21 protein-coding genes and 1 tRNA gene are annotated in these 22,152 nt (G+C 66.7%); 12 read left to right on the forward strand and 10 right to left on the reverse strand.

From position 1 onward, the window contains the following. Positions 1-171 precede the first annotated feature (171 nt). The 3 genes from FHR84_RS02170 (at position 172) to FHR84_RS02180 (ending at position 4,546) form a co-directional block, all read left to right on the forward strand. Positions 172-1,785 carry an amidohydrolase family protein gene (locus FHR84_RS02170; RefSeq protein ID WP_179533717.1) on the forward strand — a complete coding sequence of 538 codons (1,614 nt, stop codon included), beginning with the start codon at positions 172-174 and terminating at the stop codon, positions 1,783-1,785. Positions 1,786-2,112: 327 nt separating this feature from the next. After that, positions 2,113-3,663, forward strand: a complete 1,551-nt coding sequence (lnt, locus tag FHR84_RS02175; protein ID WP_425489852.1) for an apolipoprotein N-acyltransferase — start codon at positions 2,113-2,115, stop codon at positions 3,661-3,663. Between the two features lie 91 nt (positions 3,664-3,754). Beyond that, positions 3,755-4,546: a polyprenol monophosphomannose synthase gene (locus tag FHR84_RS02180; RefSeq protein WP_179533718.1), complete on the forward strand. Its 792-nt coding sequence runs from the start codon at positions 3,755-3,757 to the stop codon at positions 4,544-4,546. A gap of 68 nt (positions 4,547-4,614) precedes the next feature. Here the strand turns inward: FHR84_RS02180 and FHR84_RS02185 are convergent, their stop codons facing one another. From FHR84_RS02185 to FHR84_RS02195, 3 genes are all read right to left on the reverse strand, one after another. Then, complete coding sequence (locus FHR84_RS02185) at positions 4,615-4,971, reverse strand: RNA polymerase-binding protein RbpA (protein ID WP_142077404.1); 357 nt, start codon at positions 4,969-4,971, stop codon at positions 4,615-4,617. Positions 4,972-5,576: 605 nt separating this feature from the next. After that, entirely contained in the window at positions 5,577-6,977 is a 1,401-nt protein-coding gene (locus FHR84_RS02190) for an MFS transporter (protein ID WP_179533719.1), read from the reverse strand. Between the two features lie 167 nt (positions 6,978-7,144). After that, entirely contained in the window at positions 7,145-8,014 is an 870-nt protein-coding gene (locus FHR84_RS02195) for a glycerophosphodiester phosphodiesterase family protein (RefSeq protein WP_179533720.1), read from the reverse strand. Positions 8,015-8,216: 202 nt separating this feature from the next. On the opposite strand from FHR84_RS02195, the gene FHR84_RS02200 reads away from it, so the two are divergent. Together FHR84_RS02200 and FHR84_RS02205 are read left to right on the forward strand one after the other, a co-directional pair. After that, entirely contained in the window at positions 8,217-8,579 is a 363-nt protein-coding gene (locus FHR84_RS02200; RefSeq protein WP_179533721.1) for a hypothetical protein, read from the forward strand. 163 nt (positions 8,580-8,742) lie between these two features. Next, complete coding sequence (locus tag FHR84_RS02205; protein WP_179533722.1) at positions 8,743-9,405, forward strand: VOC family protein; 663 nt, start codon at positions 8,743-8,745, stop codon at positions 9,403-9,405. 7 nt (positions 9,406-9,412) lie between these two features. Here the strand turns inward: FHR84_RS02205 and FHR84_RS02210 are convergent, their stop codons facing one another. Both FHR84_RS02210 and FHR84_RS02215 read right to left on the reverse strand, forming a co-directional pair. Next, the gene (locus FHR84_RS02210; protein WP_179533723.1) at positions 9,413-10,423 is read right to left on the reverse strand and encodes a tyrosine-type recombinase/integrase; all 1,011 of its coding nucleotides are present in this window, start codon (positions 10,421-10,423) and stop codon (positions 9,413-9,415) included. A gap of 121 nt (positions 10,424-10,544) precedes the next feature. After that, a complete protein-coding gene (locus FHR84_RS02215; protein ID WP_179533724.1) occupies positions 10,545-11,906 on the reverse strand; it encodes a M20/M25/M40 family metallo-hydrolase in 1,362 nt (453 codons plus the stop codon). Positions 11,907-12,024: 118 nt separating this feature from the next. Between FHR84_RS02215 and FHR84_RS02220 the strand changes: the two genes are divergently transcribed. The 4 genes from FHR84_RS02220 to FHR84_RS23075 all read left to right on the forward strand — a co-directional run bounded on the left by FHR84_RS02220 (position 12,025) and on the right by FHR84_RS23075 (position 14,299). Then, a tRNA-Leu gene (locus FHR84_RS02220) sits at positions 12,025-12,111 on the forward strand. Positions 12,112-12,193: 82 nt separating this feature from the next. Beyond that, positions 12,194-12,724, forward strand: coding sequence for a hypothetical protein (locus FHR84_RS02225; RefSeq protein WP_179533351.1), 531 nt, complete (start codon positions 12,194-12,196; stop codon positions 12,722-12,724). Next, positions 12,717-13,772 (forward strand): tyrosine-type recombinase/integrase, encoded by a 1,056-nt coding sequence (locus FHR84_RS02230; RefSeq protein ID WP_179533725.1) that lies wholly within the window; start codon positions 12,717-12,719, stop codon positions 13,770-13,772. Before FHR84_RS02225 ends, FHR84_RS02230 begins: the two co-directional genes overlap by 8 nt. Before the next feature lie 197 nt (positions 13,773-13,969). Continuing rightward, complete coding sequence (locus FHR84_RS23075) at positions 13,970-14,299, forward strand: putative immunity protein (RefSeq protein WP_343075158.1); 330 nt, start codon at positions 13,970-13,972, stop codon at positions 14,297-14,299. Between the two features lie 429 nt (positions 14,300-14,728). Here the strand turns inward: FHR84_RS23075 and FHR84_RS02235 are convergent, their stop codons facing one another. From FHR84_RS02235 to FHR84_RS02255, 5 genes are all read right to left on the reverse strand, one after another. Continuing rightward, entirely contained in the window at positions 14,729-16,627 is a 1,899-nt protein-coding gene (locus tag FHR84_RS02235) for an NACHT domain-containing protein (protein WP_343075130.1), read from the reverse strand. Positions 16,628-16,735: 108 nt separating this feature from the next. Next, a complete protein-coding gene (locus tag FHR84_RS02240; protein WP_218861867.1) occupies positions 16,736-17,875 on the reverse strand; it encodes an MAB_1171c family putative transporter in 1,140 nt (379 codons plus the stop codon). After that, complete coding sequence (locus FHR84_RS02245) at positions 17,875-18,405, reverse strand: hypothetical protein (protein WP_179533727.1); 531 nt, start codon at positions 18,403-18,405, stop codon at positions 17,875-17,877. Before FHR84_RS02245 ends, FHR84_RS02240 begins: the two co-directional genes overlap by 1 nt. Next, the gene (locus FHR84_RS02250) at positions 18,402-19,223 is read right to left on the reverse strand and encodes an alpha/beta fold hydrolase (protein WP_343075131.1); all 822 of its coding nucleotides are present in this window, start codon (positions 19,221-19,223) and stop codon (positions 18,402-18,404) included. Before FHR84_RS02250 ends, FHR84_RS02245 begins: the two co-directional genes overlap by 4 nt. Positions 19,224-19,366: 143 nt before the next feature. Beyond that, a complete protein-coding gene (locus FHR84_RS02255; RefSeq protein WP_179533728.1) occupies positions 19,367-19,780 on the reverse strand; it encodes a helix-turn-helix domain-containing protein in 414 nt (137 codons plus the stop codon). 579 nt (positions 19,781-20,359) lie between these two features. Here FHR84_RS02255 and FHR84_RS23445 point away from each other — a divergent pair. The 3 genes from FHR84_RS23445 to FHR84_RS02270 all read left to right on the forward strand — a co-directional run bounded on the left by FHR84_RS23445 (position 20,360) and on the right by FHR84_RS02270 (position 22,150). Continuing rightward, a complete protein-coding gene (locus FHR84_RS23445; protein ID WP_179533729.1) occupies positions 20,360-20,689 on the forward strand; it encodes a WhiB family transcriptional regulator in 330 nt (109 codons plus the stop codon). Between the two features lie 109 nt (positions 20,690-20,798). Next, positions 20,799-21,860 carry a hypothetical protein gene (locus tag FHR84_RS02265; RefSeq protein WP_179533730.1) on the forward strand — a complete coding sequence of 354 codons (1,062 nt, stop codon included), beginning with the start codon at positions 20,799-20,801 and terminating at the stop codon, positions 21,858-21,860. Continuing rightward, the gene (locus FHR84_RS02270) at positions 21,857-22,150 is read left to right on the forward strand and encodes a hypothetical protein (RefSeq protein ID WP_179533731.1); all 294 of its coding nucleotides are present in this window, start codon (positions 21,857-21,859) and stop codon (positions 22,148-22,150) included. The genes FHR84_RS02265 and FHR84_RS02270 overlap by 4 nt, the downstream gene beginning before the upstream one ends. Positions 22,151-22,152 lie beyond the last annotated feature (2 nt).

The raw sequence follows: 22,152 nt of genomic DNA on the forward strand, positions 1-22,152 counted from the left end.
GTGTCGATCGACGACAGGGGGCGGGTTAAGCTACTCCCGGCGATCGTGACCGACGGCGACGAGCCGCGCTGGCTTCTCCGAAACGCGGCCGGAGCGCGCTGAACGACGGTCGGTGCCGGTTTTGCGCAGTTTGCACACGCGACGGTGAATTACAGGGGTCAGGTCCGATACATGTCCGACACCACGCTCTTGCTCGGCGGGCGGATTTATTCGCCGGGTAACCCGGATGCCACCGCGATGGCCGTCAAAGACGGGACGGTCGCCTGGGTCGGCACCGACACGGTCGGTCGTGCGCTGCATCCGGAAGCCGAGATCGTCGACCTGGACGGTGCTTTCGTCGCTCCCGCGTTCGTCGATTCCCACGTCCACGCCACCTCGAGCGGGTTGCTGCTCAACGGGCTTGATCTCACCGGATGCGCCTCGCTGACAGAATTCCTGCACGCCCTGCGGGACTACGTCGCCGAACACCCGGGCCGACTGGTGTGGGGGCACGGCTGGGACGAGAGCTGGTGGCCGGAGCAGCGTCCACCGACACGGGCCGAGATCGACGACGCCGCCCGCGGGGAGGCGGTGTACCTGTCCCGCATCGACGTGCACTCGGCGCTCGTCTCCAGCGCCCTGATCGAGCGGGCCCCGCTCGCCAGAGGTGCCGAGGGGTGGGACGCGCACGGTCCGTTGACCAGAGTGGCTCACCACCACGCGCGCAGCGCTGCACGCGAGTCGTTGAGCGCGGCACAGCGCAGGGAGGCCCAGGCCGCGTTCCTGCGGCACGCGGCGGCCAGGGGGATCGCCAGTGTGCACGAGTGCGCGGGACCGGACATCTCCGGCGCGGACGACCTGGCGGATCTGCTCGGTCTCTCCGAACGGGGCGGGGTCCCCGAGGTCGTCGGCTACTGGGGTGAGCTCGGTGCGCTGGAGAAGGGTCGGGAGCTGGGGGTGCACGGGCTCGGCGGTGATCTGTTCGTGGACGGGGCGCTGGGTTCGCGTACCGCAGCGCTGCGCGAACCGTACTCCGACGCGCCGGGAACTTCCGGAGTGCTGTACCTGGACGCCGACGCCATAGCCGAACATCTCGTGGAGTGCACCCGCAACGGTGTGCAGGCCGGTTTCCACGTGATCGGCGACGCCGGAGTGGCCGAGGTCGGCGAGGGGTTCCGGCGCGCCGCACGGGTGCTCGGAACTCCCGCGCTGGCCGGCGGCAGGCACCGGCTGGAGCATCTCGAGATGATCGACGGCGGACTCGCGGCGGAGCTCGCGGAGTACGGGGTGGCCGCCTCGGTGCAGCCCTGTTTCGACGCCTCCTGGGGAGGCACCACGCGGATGTACGCGAGCCGGCTCGGCGCCGAGCGCGGTGCCCGGCTGAATCCCTTCTCCGAGCTCGCTTCGAGTGGGCTGGTGCTCGCGTTCGGCTCGGACACCCCTGTCACCCAACTGGGTCCGTGGGAAGCGATCCGAGCGGCCGTGCACCACCGCACCGAAGGGTTCGGGATCTCCCCGCGGGCGGCGTTCAACGCGCACACCAGAGGCGGTTGGCGTGCGGCGGGTGCCGACGACGGGGTGACCGGCACGCTCGTGCCGGGAGCTCCCGCCACGTACGCGGTGTGGAGCGTCGACGAGCTGGTTCCCGCCGGGCAGGACACCAGGGTGCGCCGCTGGTCCACCGATCCCCGATCCGGGGTGCCCGCGTTACCCGACGTCTCTCCACAGGCGAGGTTGCCGCGCTGCCTGCGCACGGTGCTGCGCGGGGAGACGATCCACCAACGGAACCCGGGGGACGAGGACTGATCTCGGGGCCGGCCGCGTGCGGGGACCTCCGGGACGGGGTGGCCCGCTCCGGCTCCGGCCGGTCGGGGCGGTTTCGCGGCGTGCGCCGTCGTTCGAGGTGGCCGACCGCTCGTCGGTGCCTTGCAGAACGGTTCGTCGTGGCCGGAGTGCTCGGTCCACGCGGAGTGAGTGACTCGGTGTCCGAGCACCGAGCGGGTCTTGCTGTAAGGAATCCCCAGTGACGAAGGTTGATCGTTGGTTACCTCCAGGGTGAACCCGGAAAACCGGGAGCGTCCCGGCGCGTGGAAGCGTTTGTCCCGGTTCGGCGGAGACCGGGGGCGGTACGCGATGCTCGCGCGTTCGTTGCTGGCCGCCTCGGCGGGCGGGCTGCTGTACTGGGCGAGCCCCCCGCGCGACCTGTGGTGGCTGGCGCCGGTGGCTCTGGCGGTGTTCACCCTCGTCGTGCGTGGACGGCGCGGACGGGCCGGTTTCGGATACGGTTTCGTGCTCGGCCTGGCCTACATGCTGCCGCTGCTCGGGTGGCTGCTGGACTTCCTGGGCGGCCAGTTCGGTCCGTGGCCCTGGCTGGGCGTGGGGCTGGTGGAGGCGCTCTTCCTCGGACTCGCCGGGGCGGGAATGGCGCGCGCCGGAAGGCTGCCGCTGGCGCCGGTGTGGCAATCGGCCGTCTTCGTCGCGGCGGAGCTGCTGCGTTCCGCGCTGCCGTTCGGGGGCTTTCCCTGGGGACGGCTGGCATTCACCCAGACCGGCGGGGCGCTGTTGCCGTTGGCCTCGATCGGGGGGACGGCTCTGGTCGGGTTCGGCGTGGCACTGACCGGCACGGCACTGGCAGAGCTGGTGCGCGGGCTGACGCGCCTGGTGCGCGCCGGGCGGAACTCCGCCGGTGGAGCGGAGCGCGCGGGACCGCTGCGCGGGCTGGCCGTCCCCGTCGCGGGGACCCTGCTGCCGGTGGTGCTGGGGCTGGCGGTCACTCCCACGCTGGGAACGGCGGCCGAATCGGGTACGGCCCGGGTGGCGGTCGTACAGGGCAACGCCCCCAACGTCGGCCTGGACCTGCTCTATCGGGACCGGCAGTTGTACGCCAACCACGTCCGGGCCGCGCGCGAGCTCGTCGCCGACGTGGAGGCCGGAAGGGTCGCACGCCCGGATTTCGTGGTGTTGCCGGAGCAGGTCGGCTCGTGGGGGGCCGAGCGGCGGGACCCGGCACTGCGCGACGTCGTGGAAAGGCTGGGCGTCCCCGTGATCGTCGGTGGCCTCGCCACGGACTCGGCCGGCAGGCTCAGCAACCGCATCGTGCGTTGGGGGCCTGGTGAAGGAGCGAGCGAGGAGTACGTCAAGCAGCATCTGGTTCCCTTCGCCGAGAAGATCCCCCTGCGCTCGGTGGCCGGAGCGGTGAGCCCCTTCGTGCGGCGCTTCGATCGGGACATGGTCGCCGGGGACGATCCGGGCGTGCTGAGCGCGGGGCCCGCGCGGCTCGGTGTCGGGATCTGCTACGACGTCGCCTACGACGACGTCTTCCGCGGGGCGGCGCGGTCCGGGGCCAACCTGTTCGCGGTGCCGACCAACAACGCCTGGTACGGGCGTTCGGAGATGAGTTACCAGCAGCTGGCGATGTCGCGACTGCGTGCCGTCGAGCACGGGCGTTCGATGCTCGTCGCAGCCACGAGCGGGGTCAGCGCGGTGGTGCGGCCGGACGGGAGCGTGGCGCGGCGGACGGATCTGTTCACGGCGGACACGATCGTCGACGAGGTCCCCCTGCGTTCCTCGACGACCCCGGCCACGAGCATCGGGGAGTACGTCACGTGGGCAGTCGCCGCTCTGGGGGTGCTCGCGATGGTGCTGAGCACGCTGCGCGGACGCCGTGCGAGACGAGGCGGGTGAATCCCCACGTTGGCGATCGTGAACGAAGGGCGCGCGTCCGGGAGCGGCAACAGCGGCGCCGGAGCGGCGGTGAGCAGGCGAGGAGACAGGGATGGCTGAGCCGCGGGAACCGATGGTTTCCGGAGAGCACCCGCGCACGTTGGTGGTTGTTCCGACCTTCAACGAACGGGACAACCTGCGACCGATCGTAGGTCGTCTCAACGATGCCGTGCCCTACGTGCACGTGCTGATCGTCGACGACAACAGCCCGGACGGAACCGGTGAGCTCGCCGAGGAGCTCGCCGCCGACGAGCGGGTGCACGTACTGCACCGCACCGTGAAGGCGGGGTTGGGCGCTGCCTACGTCGCGGGATTCGACTGGGCCCTGGAACGGGGCTACCAGGTGATCGTGGAAATGGACGCGGACGGTTCGCACGCCCCGGAGCAGCTGCCCGCGTTGCTGGAGGCGCTGCGCTCCCGGGGGGCGGGCGCGGTGCTCGGATCCCGTTACGTCGCGGGCGGCAGCGTGGTGAACTGGCCGTGGTACCGCTCGTTGCTCTCCCGCGGGGGCAACATCTACTCCAAGTGGGCGCTCGGAGTGCCGATCAACGATCTGACGGGTGGGTTCCGGGTGTATCGCAGCGAGGTGTTACGCAGCGTGAACACCCACGCGGTGGCCTCGCAGGGTTACTGCTTCCAGGTGGACTTGGCCATGCGTGCCGTGGAGGCGGGCAGCTCGATCGTCGAAGTCCCGATCACGTTCGTGGAACGGGAGAGCGGCGAGTCCAAGATGAGCGGCTCCATAGTCCGGGAGGCGCTGCTGCGGGTCACCAAGTGGGGGGTGCGCAGAAGGGTGAACTCACTTCGTGCCCGGATGCGTTCCCTCGCCCGTGGGCGTGGCTGAGGGGCCGGTGAACGTTTCGGGCGCCCGACTCGCGGAGGGAGTCCGGGCGCCCGAGTGCGTGCGAGCTGTCAGTTCGAGCTGTCGCCGGACCGGCTGCGGCGGGAACGCAGCTCCTCCAGCCGCTCGTTGAGCAGCTCTTCGAGCTCGGGAACGCTGCGGCGTTCCAGCAGCATGTCCCAGTGGGTGCGCGGCGGTTTGGCTTTCTTCTGCTCCGGCTGGCTGCCGTCGATGATTTTCGACTCGGTGCCGTGCAGACGGCATTCCCAGGTCGACGGGACCTCGGCGTCGTCGGAGAAGGGCACCTCGAACTCGTGGTCCTTGGAGCAGGCATAGCGCACCGTCCGGCGCGGTGCGAGGTCGTGGTTACGGTCCGTCTCGTAGCTAACCGCTCCGAGCCGGCTGCCACGCAGAACGCGGTCGGCCATGACGGTTCCTTTCGCTTCGGCCCGGGTTTTCCGGGCGGCTTTGCTCACCGAGTGCAACGACGGGGGACGCGTCGTCTGTTCCCGGTTCGGGGCTTCTGGTTGCCGTCGGTGACGGCATTCACTCGTCAACAGCGTTGACTTACCCGTGAGATGCACAGGCGGAACGTTCGTGACGCGTTCTCACTCTTGTAACCCACAGGTGCGTCCGAACGGGTGATAGTGCCAGAGCACCCGTCACCGAGGCCAAATACATATGTGGCCACACGTGTGAATGGGACCGATATCACGTCCTCCGTCGTAGTGGCGAACGAGTCTGACTTCACTCTTCGTGTTCATGCCGGTTTCCACTTCGGTGGTAACGGAAGGTACTGGAATATGCCACAGCACGGCTTACCGGGGGCCAGTGTCACCGACATGGAGCAGTCACCGGCTCCGCGACGTACGGAGCAAACTCGAGAACACCGTTCCGAGTGAGCAGTACAGGTTCCCACGGCGGTGGGGCCGGGGCGAACCCGGCGTTGCCCACTCAGACCCGTCAACGTCGCTGCACCGCGCCGACATTCCCGCCGACCGGGGCCGAGCGGGATCCGAGCCGGTGCTCGCACTCACAGCACTTCGGGGGGCTCGTTGCCCGCCTGGCGGATCGCACGGCCCACCGGGATCGGAGAGACCAGCGCCAGACCGAGGACGAAAAAACCGATCAGGGAGATGATCGCCAGCCGGAAGGACCCCGTGGCCTGCCCCACGGCCGCGAAGACGAGCGGGCCGAGCCACGAGGTCGACCGCTCGCCCACCTGGTACAGGGAGAAGTACTCGGCCTCCTTGCCGCGCGGGATCATCTGACTGAACAGGGATCTGGACAGCGCGTTGGTGCCTCCGAGGACCAGACCGATCCCCGCCGCGACTCCGTAGAACTGCCCTGGCTCGCCCTCGCGGGTGAAAAAGGCCGCGATCAACACCACCACCCAGATCGACAGGCTGATCATGATCGTTCTCTTGGCGCCGATCCCGGCCGCCACCCGGCCGTGCAGCACGCCGCCGAGAAAGGCGATGAACTGGACGACCAGGATCGTCGTGATCAGCACGTCCTGACTCAGCCCCAGCTCGATGCTGCCGTACTGGGCCGAGACCTTGAACACCGTACTGATCCCGTCGGTGAAGATCATGTAAGCACCGAGAAAGGCCAGGGTGAGCGGTAACCGCCGCGCCTGGCGCAGGGTCGCCGCCAGTTGGCGGAACCCGGAGCCCAGCGTCGCGCGCCCCGTCGCTCCGGAGGCGGGAGCGCGATCACGCAGTTTCGCCAGCGGTAGCAGCGTGAAAACCGCCCACCACAGCCCGCAGGAGACGAACACCAACCGAACCGCAGTCTCCTGGCCGATGCCCAGCGTCTCGTGCCCGGTGTAGAGCACGAGGTGGCCGGCCAGGGCGACTCCGCCGCCCAGGTAGCCGAAGGCCCAGCCACGCGCGGACAGGGCGTCCCGCTCGTCGGCGGTGGCGATCTCCGGCAGCAGTGAGTAGTACACCACCACCGAAGCGCCGAAACAGACATTGGCCAGCACGAACAGTCCCGCACCGAGGCGCCAGCTCTGCCCGCTCGTCAGCGCGAGCAGAGCGGTGGCCGTCGCGCCGCCGAACGCGAAGACCGCGAGCATCCTCCGCTTGTTGCCCGTGCGGTCGACGAGGGCCCCGGTCAACGGCAGCACCAGCACCTGGATCACGGCGGCCAGCGACAGCAGGTACCCCCAGAGCGAACCGGCCGGAAAGCTCCAGCCGAGGAACTCGACGGCGCAGCGCCGGAGGGCGTCGCCCCCGGGGCACGCGTCGGCCCCGTTGCGGGCCTCGGCGGCCTCGGCGGCCTCGGCGGCCACATCGGTCAGGTACAGCGACAGGAACACCGTGGTGATCGATGTGGGAAACACCGAGTTGGCCCAGTCGTACCAACACCAACCGAGGTGCTCGCTGCGCCGAGCTGTTTCGGGTGCGGCTTCCGCACGGTTGGCAGTCATGCGCTCCCGTCCTGGTGTGAGCGGCTGTGTCGATTACGCCGAGCACCTTTCTCGGCCACCGCTGGACGGAGCAATGCGTAGTTTCACTCAAAACCGCTCCCCCGCGCGGTGCGACGGGGCTCCGCTCCGGGGAGGCGGACGGGGGAACCGGTCCCGCGTGCGAGCACTCAGCGATCCGCGTTCCCGCCCGTGGGAACCGGGGGGCCGGCGTGGGAGGTCGCACGCTCGTGCCACTGTCCTCTGGTGCGCAGCAGTTCGCGCAACACGTCCGGGCGGTCCGTCAGCAAACCGTCCACACCGAGGTCCAGCAGTTCCGCCATCTCCGCGGAGTCGTCCACCGTCCACACGTGCACTTCGGCGCCCCAGCGGTGCGCCAGTTCCACGAACCGGGGAGTGACCACGGGAAGGCCACTGTGCGTGCGGGGAACCTGAGCGGCCGCACCACTTACCAGAACGGACCGCGCGAGGGCCGTCACGGGACGCGCGGCCGGGTGCGAGCCCGCCCACACGCAGGCCACCGATTCCGGCCCCATCGAGGTCAACAGCCTGAACTCCCCGTTGCGCCGCAACATCCTCAGACGTCTGTCGTCGAAACCGGCCAGACAGACCCGGTGCCACGCGTTGTGCCGGCGGACCGCGCGCAGTGTCGGCACCACGGCCGAATCGGCCTTGACGTCGACGTTGATCAGCGCCTGTGGCAGTTCCTCGAGGAGCTGGTCCAGCGAGCACACCGGCTCTCGTCCGGCGATCAGCGCGGAACGAACCCGCGACCAGCGCTGTTCGCTTATGCTCCCCGCGCTGTCGGTGGTTCGTCCGAGGTCCGCGTCGTGGTGCACCACGGCGTGTTCATCCGAAGTGGAGTGAACATCGGTTTCCAGGTACCGGTATCCCTCCGCGCAAGCGCGCCGGAAGGCGCTGAGGGAGTTCTCCATGCCCGCGAGGTCGTCGATGTGCCAACCCCTGTGGGCGAAAGCACGTGGATGCGGGCCCCGCAGAAAGGGGTGGTTCCGGGACAGCGGTGGGAAGGAGCCGAACACCGCTCCAATGTCTCGCGTGGAACGCGTGTGCGGGCACGGGGGTGGGAACCGGAGCGCCCCGGCCTCCGCGGCGGCGAAGCCCCTATCGTCCGGTGGCCGGGAGCGGAATCGGGCCGGTTCGTGCGCGGAATCCGAACGACACGGGGATTTTTTCGGCGTGGCTGCCCGCAAATGAGCCTGTTTCGGACTAGCGTGGTGCAGCGTGGAGACAACGTCAGACCTCGAATCGCTCGGCACCCGCGGCCGGACACCTCGGCACTGCTCGTGGTGCGGTCGTCGGATACCGGGAGCGGGCAGCGTCGGACGCCCGCGGATGTACTGCGCGCAGTCCTGCAGGCAGCGGGCCTACGAGCGTCGGGCCGCGGTTCAGCGCGGTGGACTTCCCGAGGACGCGGTCGTGCTGTCGGCGGAGGAGCTGGACGATCTGCAGGATCGACTCTTTCAGCTGCGGTGCGCGGCCGAGGACATTGCCACCGCGGCGCGGGAAGGGGCCCAGCAGCACGAGGTGCACGGGTTGGCCCAGCAGCTGCTCGACAGCGCGCGTGATCTGGAACGTATCCGTTGATCCCCTGGAAGGTCCTGAACCTGCACCCGAGTGGAGTATTGTTGTGATTCACGAGACAAGCCAGGATAATACGCCGAATTTACCCCCGAAAGAGTGATCAACGTGCTGCCCGCGCGGGCAGGAGACGTCCGGTCGCTCCAGGTCCGGCCAGAAAGTTACGAAGTTGCCTCCAAACTCAGCGGTTTACGGCCTGCGCCGCGCCGAGCTACGTACTCCCGATCCCGACGCGACCACCCACTTCTACCGGAAGTTGCTGGACTGGACGGTTCTGCGCTCCGAGGAAGGACTCGACTGCTGGGTCGGCGAACGCAGATGTGCCAGAGTTCGCCCCGGCCACTCTTCGCACCTCCCGCAGTGGCACCTCGTCTTCGCCGGGGCCCCCGAGAACGGTGAACTCACCGGCCCGGAGGACACGTTCGCCAGCATGGTCAAAGGCCGTGCGCAGCACGGCCCCTGGGCGCCCCGGCCCCGTCGCGGTGAACCGTGCTGGATAGAACTGCACACGGCACTGGCCGAATCGGCGGATCGGTTCTGGAGCGAGTCACTGACCTGGTCGGTGCGCGAGGACGACCCGAAAGCCACTTACACGGTGCGGGACTCGGCGATCGCCGCGCGGACGGTTCCCCGCGAGTCCGACGGCAACGTCGGGTGGTTGTGCTACTTCAACGTCGGAGAGCTCGACGGGGCCGCGGAACGGGTGAACGACCTCGGGGGGTCGGTGCTGGAGCGCAACCGACACGACGTACTGGGGGAGACACTGCTGATCGCCGATTTCGACGGAGTCGTCTCGGCGTTGGTCGCGGAGCCAAGCCGCTGGGGCGGGTGAACGCCCCTCACTCGGTGCGTTCGCGTGAGCTGAGCTCCCCCAGTACCCGGTGCGTGCGGTTGGCCCGTACCGAAAGGCGCTGTTCACGAGCGGTGACGTCGATGTAGGACTGACTGGAGTTGATCGAAGCGTGTCCGAGAAGCTTCGCTATCTCGGTCGCGTTGGCACCGTCCTCGGCGAGTCGGGTGGCGAAGGTGTGCCGCAACGCGTGCACCATCGCGCCACGCCGGACGCGGTCGGAAACCCCGGCGGCACGCAGGGACTGCTGCACCAGGTACTGCAACCCGCCCCGCCGCAGTGCCTCGCCGCGGTGGTTGACGAACAGGGGCTCGGCTCCGGGGAGACGTTGTCCGAACCGCTGACCCCTGGTCTCCAGGTAGTCGTCGAGCACCTTCTCGAGCGATTCGTCCACCGGTATCGACCTGTTGGTGCCGCCTTTGCCGCGCACGTGCAACCTGCGTTCACCGCGCCGTCCGGCCAGATCGGACACGGTCAGATCGAGCAGTTCCGCCGAGCGCAGCCCCGTGCACAGCAGTGTGGCCAGCACGGCCAGATCCCGTTCCGGCCACGGGTCGCGGGCCTTGCGCGCTCCCTGGGCGATCAGCCGCAGCAGCCGTTCGGGGGTTTCCTCGCCGTCCAGCGGCTTCGGGGTGGTGTCCTTGGTGCGGGGCTTGGGGACCACCGGCATCGGATTGCCCGAGGTGGCACCCTCGATCACGAGGAAGCGGAAGAAGCCGTTCCAGCTCGACCAGGCGCGGGTGACCGAGGAGGCCGAACGGGTGGCCGCGTGGCGGGCGAAGGCCGAGCGCAGTGACTGCGCCGTCACCCCGGACAGGGGTAGTTCGGCCGTGTCGTGACCGGTGACCTCGGCAAGCTCGCCCGCGATCGAGTCCAGGTCGCGGCGGTAGGAGCGCAGCGAGTTCTCGGCCAGTTTCCTGGCTTGCAGGTGCTCCAGATAGGTCGCTATCCAGTGGGGCAGTGTCCGCTCGCCCTCGGCGGTTTCGGTGTCCGCGCGCATCCGGGACCACCTCCCAGAAGTAGGGGACTCGTTCCACGAGTCGATCACACTTGGGCTGCCGGTGCCGGAACGGCACGGCGCCGCGGGGAGCGGCGCCGTGCGACCGGTCCGTACCGCCGATTCAGGCCGTTCGGAGGAAGTGGTCCAGCACCCTGGTGCCGAAACGCAGACCGTCCAGCGGCACCCGCTCGTCCACGCCGTGGAACAGAGCGGAGAAGTCCAGTTCGGGGGGAAGGCGCAGCGGGGCGAATCCGAAGCAGTTCATTCCCAGCCTGCTGAAGGATTTGGCGTCGGTGCCGCCGGACATCATGTACGGCAGGGTGTGGGCAGCTGGGTCCTGGGTGAGCAGGGAATTGCTCATCGACTCGACCAGTTGTCCCTCGAAGCGGGTTTCCACCGGTGGCAGCCCGACCCACTCGCGTTCCACATCGGGACCGAGGATCTCGGCGAGCTCCCGGTCGAAGGCGTCCTCGCGTCCGGGCAGGACGCGGCAGTCCACAGAGGCCTCGGCCACCGAGGGGATGACGTTGGCCTTGTAACCCGCGTTGAACATCGTGGGGTTGGCGATGTCGCGCACGGTGGCGCCGATGATGCGGGAGAGATTGCCGAGCTTGGCGATCGATCCGTCGAGGTCGTCGGCGGGGAATTCCCACCCGGTCAGCTCGGTCACCCCGTCGAGGAACTCCCGCACGCTGTCGTTGATCACGATGGGGAAGCGGTGCCTGCCGAGCCGGGCCACGGCCTCGGCGAGCTGGGTGACCGCGTTGTCCTCGTGCACCATCGAACCGTGCCCGGCGCGGGCGCGGACCCGCAGCTTGAGCCAGCGAATACCCTTCTCGGCAGTCTGGATCAGGTAGGCGCGCACGCCGTCGCCGAGGGTGACCGAGTAGCCGCCGACCTCGCTGATGGCCTCGGTGCAGCCCTCGAACAGCTCGGGACGGTGGTCGACCAGCCACTGGGCCCCCTGCAGTCCTCCGGCCTCCTCGTCCGCGAGGAAGGCGAACACCAGGTCGCGCTGCGGGGTGATGCCGTCGCGTTTGAGTCGGCGTGCGGTGGCCAGGCTCATGGCGACCATGTCCTTCATGTCCACCGCGCCGCGGCCCCAGAGGTAGTCGTCCTGGACCGCCCCGGAGAAGGGGTGCACGGACCACTCGGTGGGGTCGGCCGGGACCACGTCGAGGTGACCGTGCACCAGCAGCCCGCCACGTTGCCGGTCGGCTCCGGGGAGCCGGGCGATCACGTTGCCGCGTCCGGGGGTGTCGCCGGACTCCACGTAGGTGGTTTCGAAGCCCGCTTCGCCCAGTTTCTCGGCTACGTACTCGGCCGCGGGACGTTCCGGGCTCAGCGTGGCGGGGTCGCCGGTGTTGGTCGTGTCGAAGCGGATCAGTTCGCCGGCGAGATCGACGACCTCGTCCTCGGCGCGCCGCAGGCCCGGGTCGGTGGTCTCCGAGCCGTCTTTTTCAGGATCAACATGTGCGCTCACCTGGTCTTTCTATCATCTTTACGGCAAAGAAGGGGGGGAGTTAACGGGGGGTCGGACCGATCAGTTATTGTGGTGTCACAACGCAGTGAGGGCGGCATTGAGCGGCCCGGGGCTGCACGTCGGAGTGGCGGAAACGGTAGACGCGCTAGCTTGAGGTGCTAGTGACCTATTAATGGTCGTGGGGGTTCAAGTCCCCCCTCCGACACCCTGTCCGGGGAAATTTCCCCGATGTGCGAGGTTCGAAGGTTTGTTGGCGCGGCACCATGGGTGCCGCTTTTTCTCATGTCTTGACGCGCTGGCTGTGCGTGGGCCGTGCTGTGGCCGCCGGGGTGGTGGTCGGCGTGGGTGAGTCGGTCGTGTCCGCGGTGGTTCCCGGTGCTGGGCGTGGTGATTCCGCCCGGAGTTCGGTGGCTGATGGGGTGTGGCCGCGTGCGTTTCCGCTGGCGGAGGTGCCGGAGTCTGCCGGGGTGTCGTCGTGGGTGTTCGGCATGGGCCGGGTGGATGCCTCGGGCCGGGTCGGTGACCGTGCGGTGGTGGCCGCGCTGGGCTGGGGGCGTGCTCAGCGGTGCGAGCTCGGTGTGCTCGCGGGCTCGGTGCTGCTGCGGGCCCACCCGGACGGGCTCTACGGGCTTTCCGGGCCGGGGTATGTGGTGGTTCCGGCGCGGGCGCGTTCGCGCTGCGGGATCAGCGCGGGGGATCGTGTGCTGCTGGCGGGATCGCCGCAGCGGGGGGTGTTGCTGGTGCACCCGCCGGTGGTGGTGGAGGCGGCGTTGGCCGAGCGGCACGCGGCCGTGCTGGGGGTGAGCCTCGATGAGTGATCGAGTGGAACACTCCGGCAACGCTGGTCCCGCTCCGTCGGAGCTGGAGGCGGCTCGGTTGGTGTTGGCGCGGATGGGGGTGGCGCCGGAGGATCTGGTGGGGTCCGCGGCGGAGTCCTGCGTGGTGCCGACGTTTGCCGAGTATGTGCCGGTGGTGCAGCAGGCGGTGTCGGCGGGGACCAGGCGGGTGTATGGCTCGTACTGGAAACGGGTACTCGAGTTCTGGGGTTCTCGGCGGTTGGACGAGCCCACCGCGTCGGAGATCAAGCACTTGGCTGAGCAGGTGCGGGCCCAGCGGGTGCTGCGGCGCAACGCCCGGGGTGGGCGCAGCGCGGTGGAGCACTGTATCGCGGCGTTGCGGTGTGTGTACCGGCACGCGGTGGCCGACGGGATCCTGTCGGAGTCGCAGGATCCGGCCCGGCGGGTGGCGATGCCGCGTCGGTTGCCGAGTACGCGGCGCGGGTTGGGGGAGCAGCCGGTGGCGGAGCTGAACCGGGTGGCCGCCTCGACGGGTAATGATCCGGCGTTGGATGCGTTGTTGGTGCGGTTGCACACCGAGACGGCCTGCCGTCGGGGTGGTGCGTTGGCGTTGAGGGTGGCTGATCTGGATGCGGATCAGTGTGTGGTGCTGCTGCGGGAGAAGAATGATGCGATGCGGTGGCAGCCGGTTTCGCCGACGTTGATGCGGCATTTGCGGGAGCATGCTGATCAGCGGGGTGCGCATGCCTCCGGTGACGGGAGGGTGTTGCGCTACCGGAATCGGTCACCGTTGACGCATCGCCGGTATGACCACCTGTGGCACCGGCTCGGACAGCACCTGTCGTGGGTGGCCACCCAGCAGGTCAGCACCCACTGGCTGCGGCACACCACGTTGACGTGGGTGGAGCGCCACTTCGGCTACGCGGTGGCCCGGGCCTACGCCGGCCACACCGACCACGCGGGCCAGGACGGGGCCACGGCCACCTACGTCCGCGCGGGGCTGCCCGAAATCGCCGCAGCCCTGGCCGCTTTGACCGGAGAGGAACACCCCCTGGTCCCGGCGGGCTAGAGTCCGCCGGTCCTTTCCAGGACACACCGACCGGTGTTCCGGGTATCGGTACGCGTGAGGGTCTGCTCGTCATCGCGGATGGTGGGCAGGCCCTCCTGTCCGCCGGGGACGGGCTTGGAGTGCGTGTCGAGCGCTTCGGGTGATGTCGCGTTGACCGTGGGGGAGTTGGGGTGGTGGCGCGTTACGCGCTCGACAGTGTGCGCGACGTTCTCGCGGTCTTCGAGGAGGTCTGTCCCGGGGATGGGCGGCCGCGTGCTGCTGTGGAGGCCGCGCGGGCTTTCGCCGGTGGTGCTGTGTGGTCGACGTGGCAGCGCGTTGCCGCTCTGGAGGCGCACCGCGCGGCGGGAGCCGCCGCTGAGCAGACGTCTGCAACGCCGGTCGTGCCGCGGGGGATGCGGCCGCGGCGGCTTATCTGCATCCGCTCGCGCGGGCGAGCCAGCTCGGCCACGTCCTGCGTGCGAGCGCGCACGCGGTCCGAGCTGCCGAGCTGCGCGCCGGTGACGATCCCGCGGTGGCGGAGGCGGTGATCCGGCGGGCGCGTCAGCGCACCACGCCCGTGTTGATCGACGTTCTTCGTCGCTACCCCCGTGCTCCCGCGGGGAAGAACCGCGTCGCACAGTTGATGAAGACTCTGGACAGCACACTACGAACGCCGTACTCCGCAGCGCAGGCCCCTCCGAGAACCGGACAAGTCACGAACCGTGGAACCGACCGGCCCACGAGGCTCCGGCAACTTACTCCGCCCTCAAGGGGCGATCCGGCCGGTCTCGTCGTTTCCCTGCATGCGTATCCGGGCGGATTCGAGCAGAACACAAGCCCCTACGAGCTCGCTGCGAGCTATAGGACAGTGGCTGCCCACAAGGCACGTTTCGTTATTGACTCTCCTCCTAACTTGCTCAGGAGCGATATGTTTCTCCAGCACAGGTGGGAACCCTATTGTCTTCGTAGGAGTCTGATCATGGTTCCGCTGAGCGGATTCTTTCAGAAGCGAGTCTCTCCTGGAGAGCGGTATGGCTGAATTGGTAGAGGGGGCCCACTGTCCGGATCAGCCTCCGTGCGCGGGCGTCTTCGAGAAATCTGATCATGTTGCGAGGAATGCTGTTTTTGTTCGAGAGTCTAATGTAAGATAATTTTACAATCACAAAGGGACTGGACAATAATGTAATGAGTATGGAAAACAGTCCGTATGAAATCCCAAAAATAATTCCGATTGCGAATCCGAAAGTAAGTGTTGTTATGGTTCCAGTTGCGATTCCTGTTCCTGGGCCGATTAAGATTGCTAATGTGATTATGCTGTTCCGGTCTTGTCTCCACAGTATGGAGGGGCTTCTGAAATCGTGATCAACCAAATGTGACCGACACAGCTCAGCCGTAGGCCCGATTCCGAGCCCGTGTGCGAGTCCGAGGGCTAGTCCGTCCACGAGTCCGGCTACGACTCCGGTCACGAATCCGTCTGTGATCCCGAATATGAGCAGGAGCACAAGCCCGATAATGCCTCCGCCTGCCAGCCCGCCCATGAGGCCAAACGCGAGCCCGACTGCGAGTCTGCGGGGTTCCAGTCTCAATCGTTGAGGCTGCATGGGTGATGTGATTATGGGATTGTTACTGATTACGACGGGAAAATTCCACCAGGCGAAGTCGTGGGTTTCCGCTGCGGTCATTCGGGTGGCGAGGTATACCAGAGCGTTGCGAGCGGTCTTGATCGTGTAGGGAGGTTGTGGCTGTCCCGGACGGGGTGTGTAGGCGGCGTCAATCGTGTGATCGAGCAGGTGGTTGCCGATGTCGGTGGCGGTGGGGAAACGGGTGGTGTCGAGGAGCTTGTCGACAGGGTCGGCGGGGTTGTAGACATCGCGGAGCAGACTCAGCGTCAACGGGTTGGCCAGTGCTTGGTGGACAGCACTGTCCGAGTCATCCGCGGTGAGGTGCTCGGCAAGATTCTGCCAGGCAGTCGGAGGTGGGGCTGGACGGTCTGCCAGGAGGTAGTGGGCGGCGCTGTCTGGAGGGATGGGCTGTAGCTCGAGGGCTACGGCTCCGGCCAGGATCGTTGTTTCAGCGGTGGTCAGTGCTTCGTCAATACGGCTGGTAATGACTAATCGAAACGGGACACCGGCCAGGGCCGTGAGTGCGTTGGAACGTGTGTGTTCGGGCATTTCGTCGAGCCCGTCGAGCAATACGGCCACCCGGCCAGTGGACAACATATCAGTGGCATGATCGTGGTTGCGGAATATCGGGTAGCTCTCGACGAGTTTGTCGGCCAACCAGTCGATGACAGCGATCGTGGGATCCCAGCCGTGCAACGTGAACATCACCGGAACGGGCACCCGTTCCCGAGCCTCCACAGAGGCTTGATAGCGAAAGCGTAGCGCATCCTGAAGAAGCAGAATCGCTGCTGCACTCTTTCCAGATCCGGCCGGGCCGAGTAACAGCAGCCGGCCCGATCCCAAACCTCCGTACACGGTGTGTAGGGAAGTCGCGTCCCCTTCCTCTAGCTGTGTATGGTCCACAGATTCCAATCCGGGCAGCGGATCGAATCGGGCTCCGGTGGACGTGCTGCCTGTAGCAGCGGAGACCGGGCCGGCTACGGGGTGCTGCGAACGACGCCACCGCACCGGCAGCGGCTGCGGATGCAGCAGCTTCCGCTCCTCGATGGCCTGCGCCCATTCGTTCCACACCGCTGTTGCGAGCCGATCATCCAGATCGTGTGCATCCGAGCTCGATTTGCTCAGTGATATGAGCGGCAATACCGGTGCGAGGGCGCCGGAGAGTCCACCAACGATGCCAGCGAGATTGTTCCCCGTATCCAGCCCTTGAGCAAGGGTGGTGCCGATGATCAGAGCGATGATTCCTAAAACCACCGAGAGCGTTATACGCGCCCTCGAAAACCGCCACCGTGTCACGACAAAGGATCCTACCGTCGACCGCCGTCGTGTCGGTGGACTGTAGCGATTCGCGCAGTGCTCGTTTTACGGGGTTGTTGTGTTGGTGGTGTGGGGGTTGGTCAGTTGGGCGTATTCGTGGGCGAGGGCGAGGAGTTGGTGGGTGTCGGCGTGGGTGTCGGTGGTGGCTGGTGCGGCGATGATCGAGGGCGGGGTGGTGTGGGTGGGGGTGGTGTTGGTGAGTGCGGTGTGGATGAGTTGTGCTTGGTGTGCGGGGGTGTGGTCGGGGTGGATGGGTTCGGGTAGGTAGGGGCTGAGGCAGACGAGTCCGTCGCGGCATTCGATGATGCGGCGGTAGTAGCGCAGTCGCATGTGGCGGAGTTGCCAGGCTTCGCGGTGTGGTGGGGGTGGGGTGAATAGGGCGATGGTGGGGAAGTGCTGGTGCAGTGCTGCCCAGAGGGGGCGGAGTTGCCGGTGCTGGCGGCGCATGGTGATCCACAGTCGGGTTGTGGTGATGCCGGTGCGTATGCCGGGGTAGCCGATGCCGAGGAAGAAGACGCTGATCCCGAGGGCCAGCAGGGGTGGTGTCCAGTGTGCTGTTGCGGGGACGGGGTCGGTGCCCAGCAGTAGTCGGCCGGTGGTGGACAGCACGCGGGGCAGGTGTGTTCCCAGCAGGCATGCGGTGAGTCCGAGGGCGGCCACGGTCAGGCTCTGACGGGCACCGGAGTAGGTCTGCCTCGCCGAGGCTCGGCATAGCCAGGCGCCGCGGGCGGTGGCGTAGCTGAGGTAGAGGTTGCCGATGAGGTAGAAGGCCAGCACCCCGGGGTACTGACCGGCTTCGGGGTAGCTGGTTCCGCGCCACTGTTGGGCGGTGGTGGCGAAGGCGAGGATCAGTCCGGTGCTGGTCAGGACCGCTAGCGCGATCTCTCCGTAGCCCTGTCGGGTGGCAGTGGTGGGGGCCAGGTTGGAACGCAGCAGCACGATCAGCAGCGCGAAGAAGAACGTCAGCAGCACGTTCTGCAGCAGTTTCGGTGAGTGGCTGGGAAAGATCCCCGCCAGGCCGGGAATGCTGACGGCCAGCTGGGCCGACAGGGCCACAGCGACCAGGACCGTGCACAGGGTGACCACCCGCAAGCCCCGATCGTTCGGGAGGCGGATCAGCTGGGAGGTTTTCCATACTGCGGCGATCACGGCCGCGGTCCACATGAGCAGGTTGGGCCCGAGCATCACAGCCACCCTTGGTGGTCGTCGAACGCGTTGCTCAACCGATCGCGCCTGCCCTGGGGAAACTGGAGATGGTCGAGCAGGCTCGCCCATTCCTTGATCACGGTGGCCACCATTTCGGCTTCCCGCTCGGCAGCGGGCCCGTAGTCGTCCCGGCGTAGTGCGCGGCGGATCATTTCGGGCGGAATGTCGGGGAACAGGTGGTTCCACACGTCGGCATCGCTGTTGTCGCTGCCGTGCTCGGAGAGGATGTGGCCGATTTCGTGCAGGATGATGTGTTCTTGATGGGCGGGGGTGGTGTCGCGCTGATAGAGGATGTAGTCGGTATCGGCCGTGCCGATCCACAGCCCGAACACCCCGGGAACGGGCAGGGGATAGGGCACCAGTCTGATGGGGCGATGTCTGCGCTGAGCCAGCCGGTCACACAGCAGGGGGACATCCAGCGGTGCGTCCAGACGGAGTTCGCGGAGAAGACGACGGACTCCGCGTCGCAGGTGGAGATCGTTGCGCCATCCACGAGCTTCGTCGGTCATGTCCCGACCTCCGTGAACAGTGTCCGGAGCGCGGCCGCACTGGCCCGGGGATGACTGACCAGACCGTTGTGCCCACCCGGGAGTTCGACGAGTCGGTGAGTGAGGTGATGGGCCAGCTGTTCGGCGCAGCGGTATTCCCACCGTTCGCGGCCGTGATCACCACCCGTGGGGACGATCGGTACCGAGGAACAGGACAATTGCGCGAGATCGAGGTGAGCGTGCCGGACGGCGGGGAAATCGTGGGCGAAGAACCACCGCAGGTTCGCCGCGGTGTCACCGACCTGATCCCCCGCTTGGGCTCCCTCTTCCCAGACGGGCGGTTCGTTACCGCTGAACGTGACGAAGTGCCGAATCGCGGCGTGCACGTCCCGCTCGGCGAGTGCGGCGACCTCGTCCAGCCCGGACTCCTGAACCGGGTCCCGAACCAGCGACAGCATCGGCGGCTCGTGAGCGACCAGCCTCGCCACGCGTTCGGGATGTCGCAGTGCCAGGGACAGCCCGATGACCGCGCCGATACTGGGGCCGACGACGTGGGCGGGCTGCTCCGTCACCGCATTCAGCAACGCTGCCGCGTCATCGGCATGGGTCGCCATCGTGACCGGTGTCTTCGCCTGTCCGTCCGGAAGGGAACTGCGCGACAGACCACGACGATCATAGGAGATCACTTGGTGGTGCGCGGCCAACTCGTTGGCGAGCTGCTCCGTGGTGCCCGCTTCGCTCAAACCCCCTTGAATGATCAGCAGCGGAGTGCCGTTACCGCGGATCTCGTAATAGAGCTCCGCCTCGTCGACCGTGACCATTCCCTGACGTGCTCGCACCGTCCCCTACTTCCCTGCCGCACCCAGCATGACCAGTAACGCGGCATGGCCATCGAAAGGACCTTGAATACGTGTTCAGTTGTCTAGACCAAGGATGGCCTCACCATAAAACAACGAGAAGCCCCACGTCAGCGAAATGAGGTTCACTCGGAAGGGTGGTCCTTTGAGGAGCGGCCAGCTTGGAAGTCGATGAACTCCATCACGCTGCGAAGCTGCTCCGGTGAGAGCTGGCTGGCACGAGCCGCGATGTGGCGTGCGTTCTGCTCGCCCAGCTTCGCCAACAGGTCATACTGCTGGTTGAGGTCACGGCCGCGTTCGGTGTCGGCGAAGTACTCCAGTTCGACGCCGAAGAAGTCCGCGAGTTTGACCACGACGGAGTGGCTCGGCTCGTTCTTACCCTTCAGTAGGTCGTAGAGGTACCCTCGCGACACTCCGATGAACTCGGCCACCTCCGGTTTGCCGTACGAGGTGCCGTCGTCACGCTTTACGCTGCTGAAAAGTCGGCTCAGTCTGGTGGCGAACGTATCCCCCGCCGCGTTTGCCCCGGGCTCGGTCACTGTTCTCACCACCTCTCGCGAGGGTGTCGTAAAAGCCTGACCAGCAATATCAACTGTCGACTAAACTTGACAACCCTGTCGAGGGTTCCTACTCTCAAGGTTGCACTGTCAAGGATACCGGACAAGAGCTCTCGACGATATGGCCCGTCCGGAGCGGTGCTTCCCTGGGAGCAGAAATACAGCAGTGGACAGTCAGGGCTGACTGCTGTCCGGTTCGTCGGAGACCCGTCAACAGAAGGTGTTTCGATCACCAGGTCGGTCGAACACGGCGTAGGAACAATCAACGCTCTGCTCGATGAGAGGAGAAAAGAGCGAACAACCGCACCTCTGGATCGTTCCTGTGTTCGAAAAATCAGGGAAGGTGCGTGTCGTTGCGGAGGAATTTCGGTATTTTTCTGATTGTGAGGTCAGGACGCTCCTGGTCAAGATGATGTTTTCTTGATCGGTGCTATTCGGCATCGCTTGGTGCTGCTTTGTTTGCTGTGATGTTTCCCCGAGAGTTCCGTTTTTCTGGGCTCATGTGGGGTGCGATCTGTTTTCTGTGGAGTTCATTCGGAGATTATGTCGTTGCGTGATCTCATGAAACTGGTCGGTCAATACGGAACCTGCGTCTCGACGGACAATGCCGATGCGTGGTTCCGAGAGCAGCCACGGGGGCCATCGGCCCGTGCTATCCAGCGCAGGCAGGCGCGTGAAGCCTGCTCCGACTGTCCGGTGCGGACCGAGTGCCTGACTCTCGGAGTCACTCACGAGCTGAACACCGAGATGTGCTGGGGGATATGGGGCGGAGTGTGTTCCGCCGACCGGCAAGAGCTGATCGACGAAAACCTGAACAGCAAGAACTGCGAGAGCGACCCTGTCGAAGACATAGTGTCCCGTTTGCTGACGGGTGAACACTTTAGTGAGTGACGGCCTTTTCTGCTGTCTTCGTGTTCTTCTGTTTCGAGTTCGTTTTTATTTCTACGAAGTTGCTACTCGGTCCGAATTTGATCTTGTGCACTGTTGAGGTGACGACTTCATGACCACCGAGCGGGTCGATCGCGATTCCGAAGCTGCTGGCGAGCTTGAGCACTGCGACCGGACGTTGACGGGGCTGGCTTGCCGAAGTTGGCAGGACCTGCCCACAGCCGATGTGGTCGCTGCGGTGGAAGCCGGAGAGCTCACCACGGCTAGTCAGGGTGCTGCGGCAGGTCAACGGGTCACATCGGCCACCGCGACGAGTGCGGCCGCGGTGCAACGGCAAGGGCTGCCACCGCTCAGCGACGCGACAGCGGACTGGTCCGGTTTCGGCGAGGCAGTGATTCCGGTGCTGTCGGGTTCGCCCGGCGCGGGAGCCTCGGTCGTGGCGGCAGTGCTCTCCGATGCTCTGAGCAGTCTGCGGCAACGGGTGTTGTTGGTCGACACCGCCGAACCGCCCCGGTCGGGGTTGGCCACGGCCGCGGCGGCGGAAGGTCCGGTGCTGCCCGGTCCGCACGAGTCGGTGCGCGTCCGACAATCCCAGCGCGACGACAACATCCTGCTCGCACGGGTGGAAACCGACTTACCGGTGCTCACACCGGGTATGGTGCCGCCGCCCCGATTCTTCAAACCCACCAGCGGGTCGATCGACGCCACCATCGTCGACATCGGCCACGACGCCTGGCGGATGGCCACGCATCCGCTGGCCGGATCCGGTGCGTGGATGCGGACGGGGAGTCCGCCCGTTCGTCCGATCGTGGTGTGCCGGGCCACGCGTCCGAGCCTGCTGCACACCGAACAGGTGCTGACTCGGCTGGAGACGTGGAACGCGACGGGAGCGATCACACCACCGGCACAACTGGTGGTCGCCGGTGCCAAGAAATGGCCCGCGGGGATCCCCGGTGGAGCCGGACGGCGTGTGGCGGCACTGCTCGACGAGGCGGTGTTCGTGCCGCACGACCCGACGACGGAGCTGTCCGGTGTCACCGACGAACCGACTCCGAAACAGCTGCGGACAGCGGTCATGTCGTTGTTGGGCCGCTGGAACCTCATCGCTGGCAGCGCTCCCGCGTCCTCTCGGCGTGCCACCGCGCGCCGGAGCAGAAAGGAATCCCAAGCATGATTCAGCACTTCGAGGCCCTGATGCCGATACTGGCCCAGATCCCCAATCCGGGACCGGAAGCCCCTCCCGGTGCCGATCAGATCCTCGGTGTGGTCGGCAACATCAAATGGGGAGCCGGGGTGGCTCTGCTGGTCGGATTTTTCGTCGGTGTGCTGGTCTGGGCCGGCGGTCGATGGGTCGATCACCACCGGGCGGGCAAAGTCGGCGTGGTCATGATGCTCTGCGCCCTCGGAGGCGGCATCTTGTACGGCATCGGCTACCAGCTGATCAGTCATTTCGCGGGGGTCTGACG

The sequence above is a fragment of the Actinopolyspora biskrensis genome (assembly GCF_013408175.1).
In the GTDB taxonomy this organism is placed as follows: Bacteria; Actinomycetota; Actinomycetes; order Mycobacteriales; family Pseudonocardiaceae; genus Actinopolyspora; species Actinopolyspora biskrensis.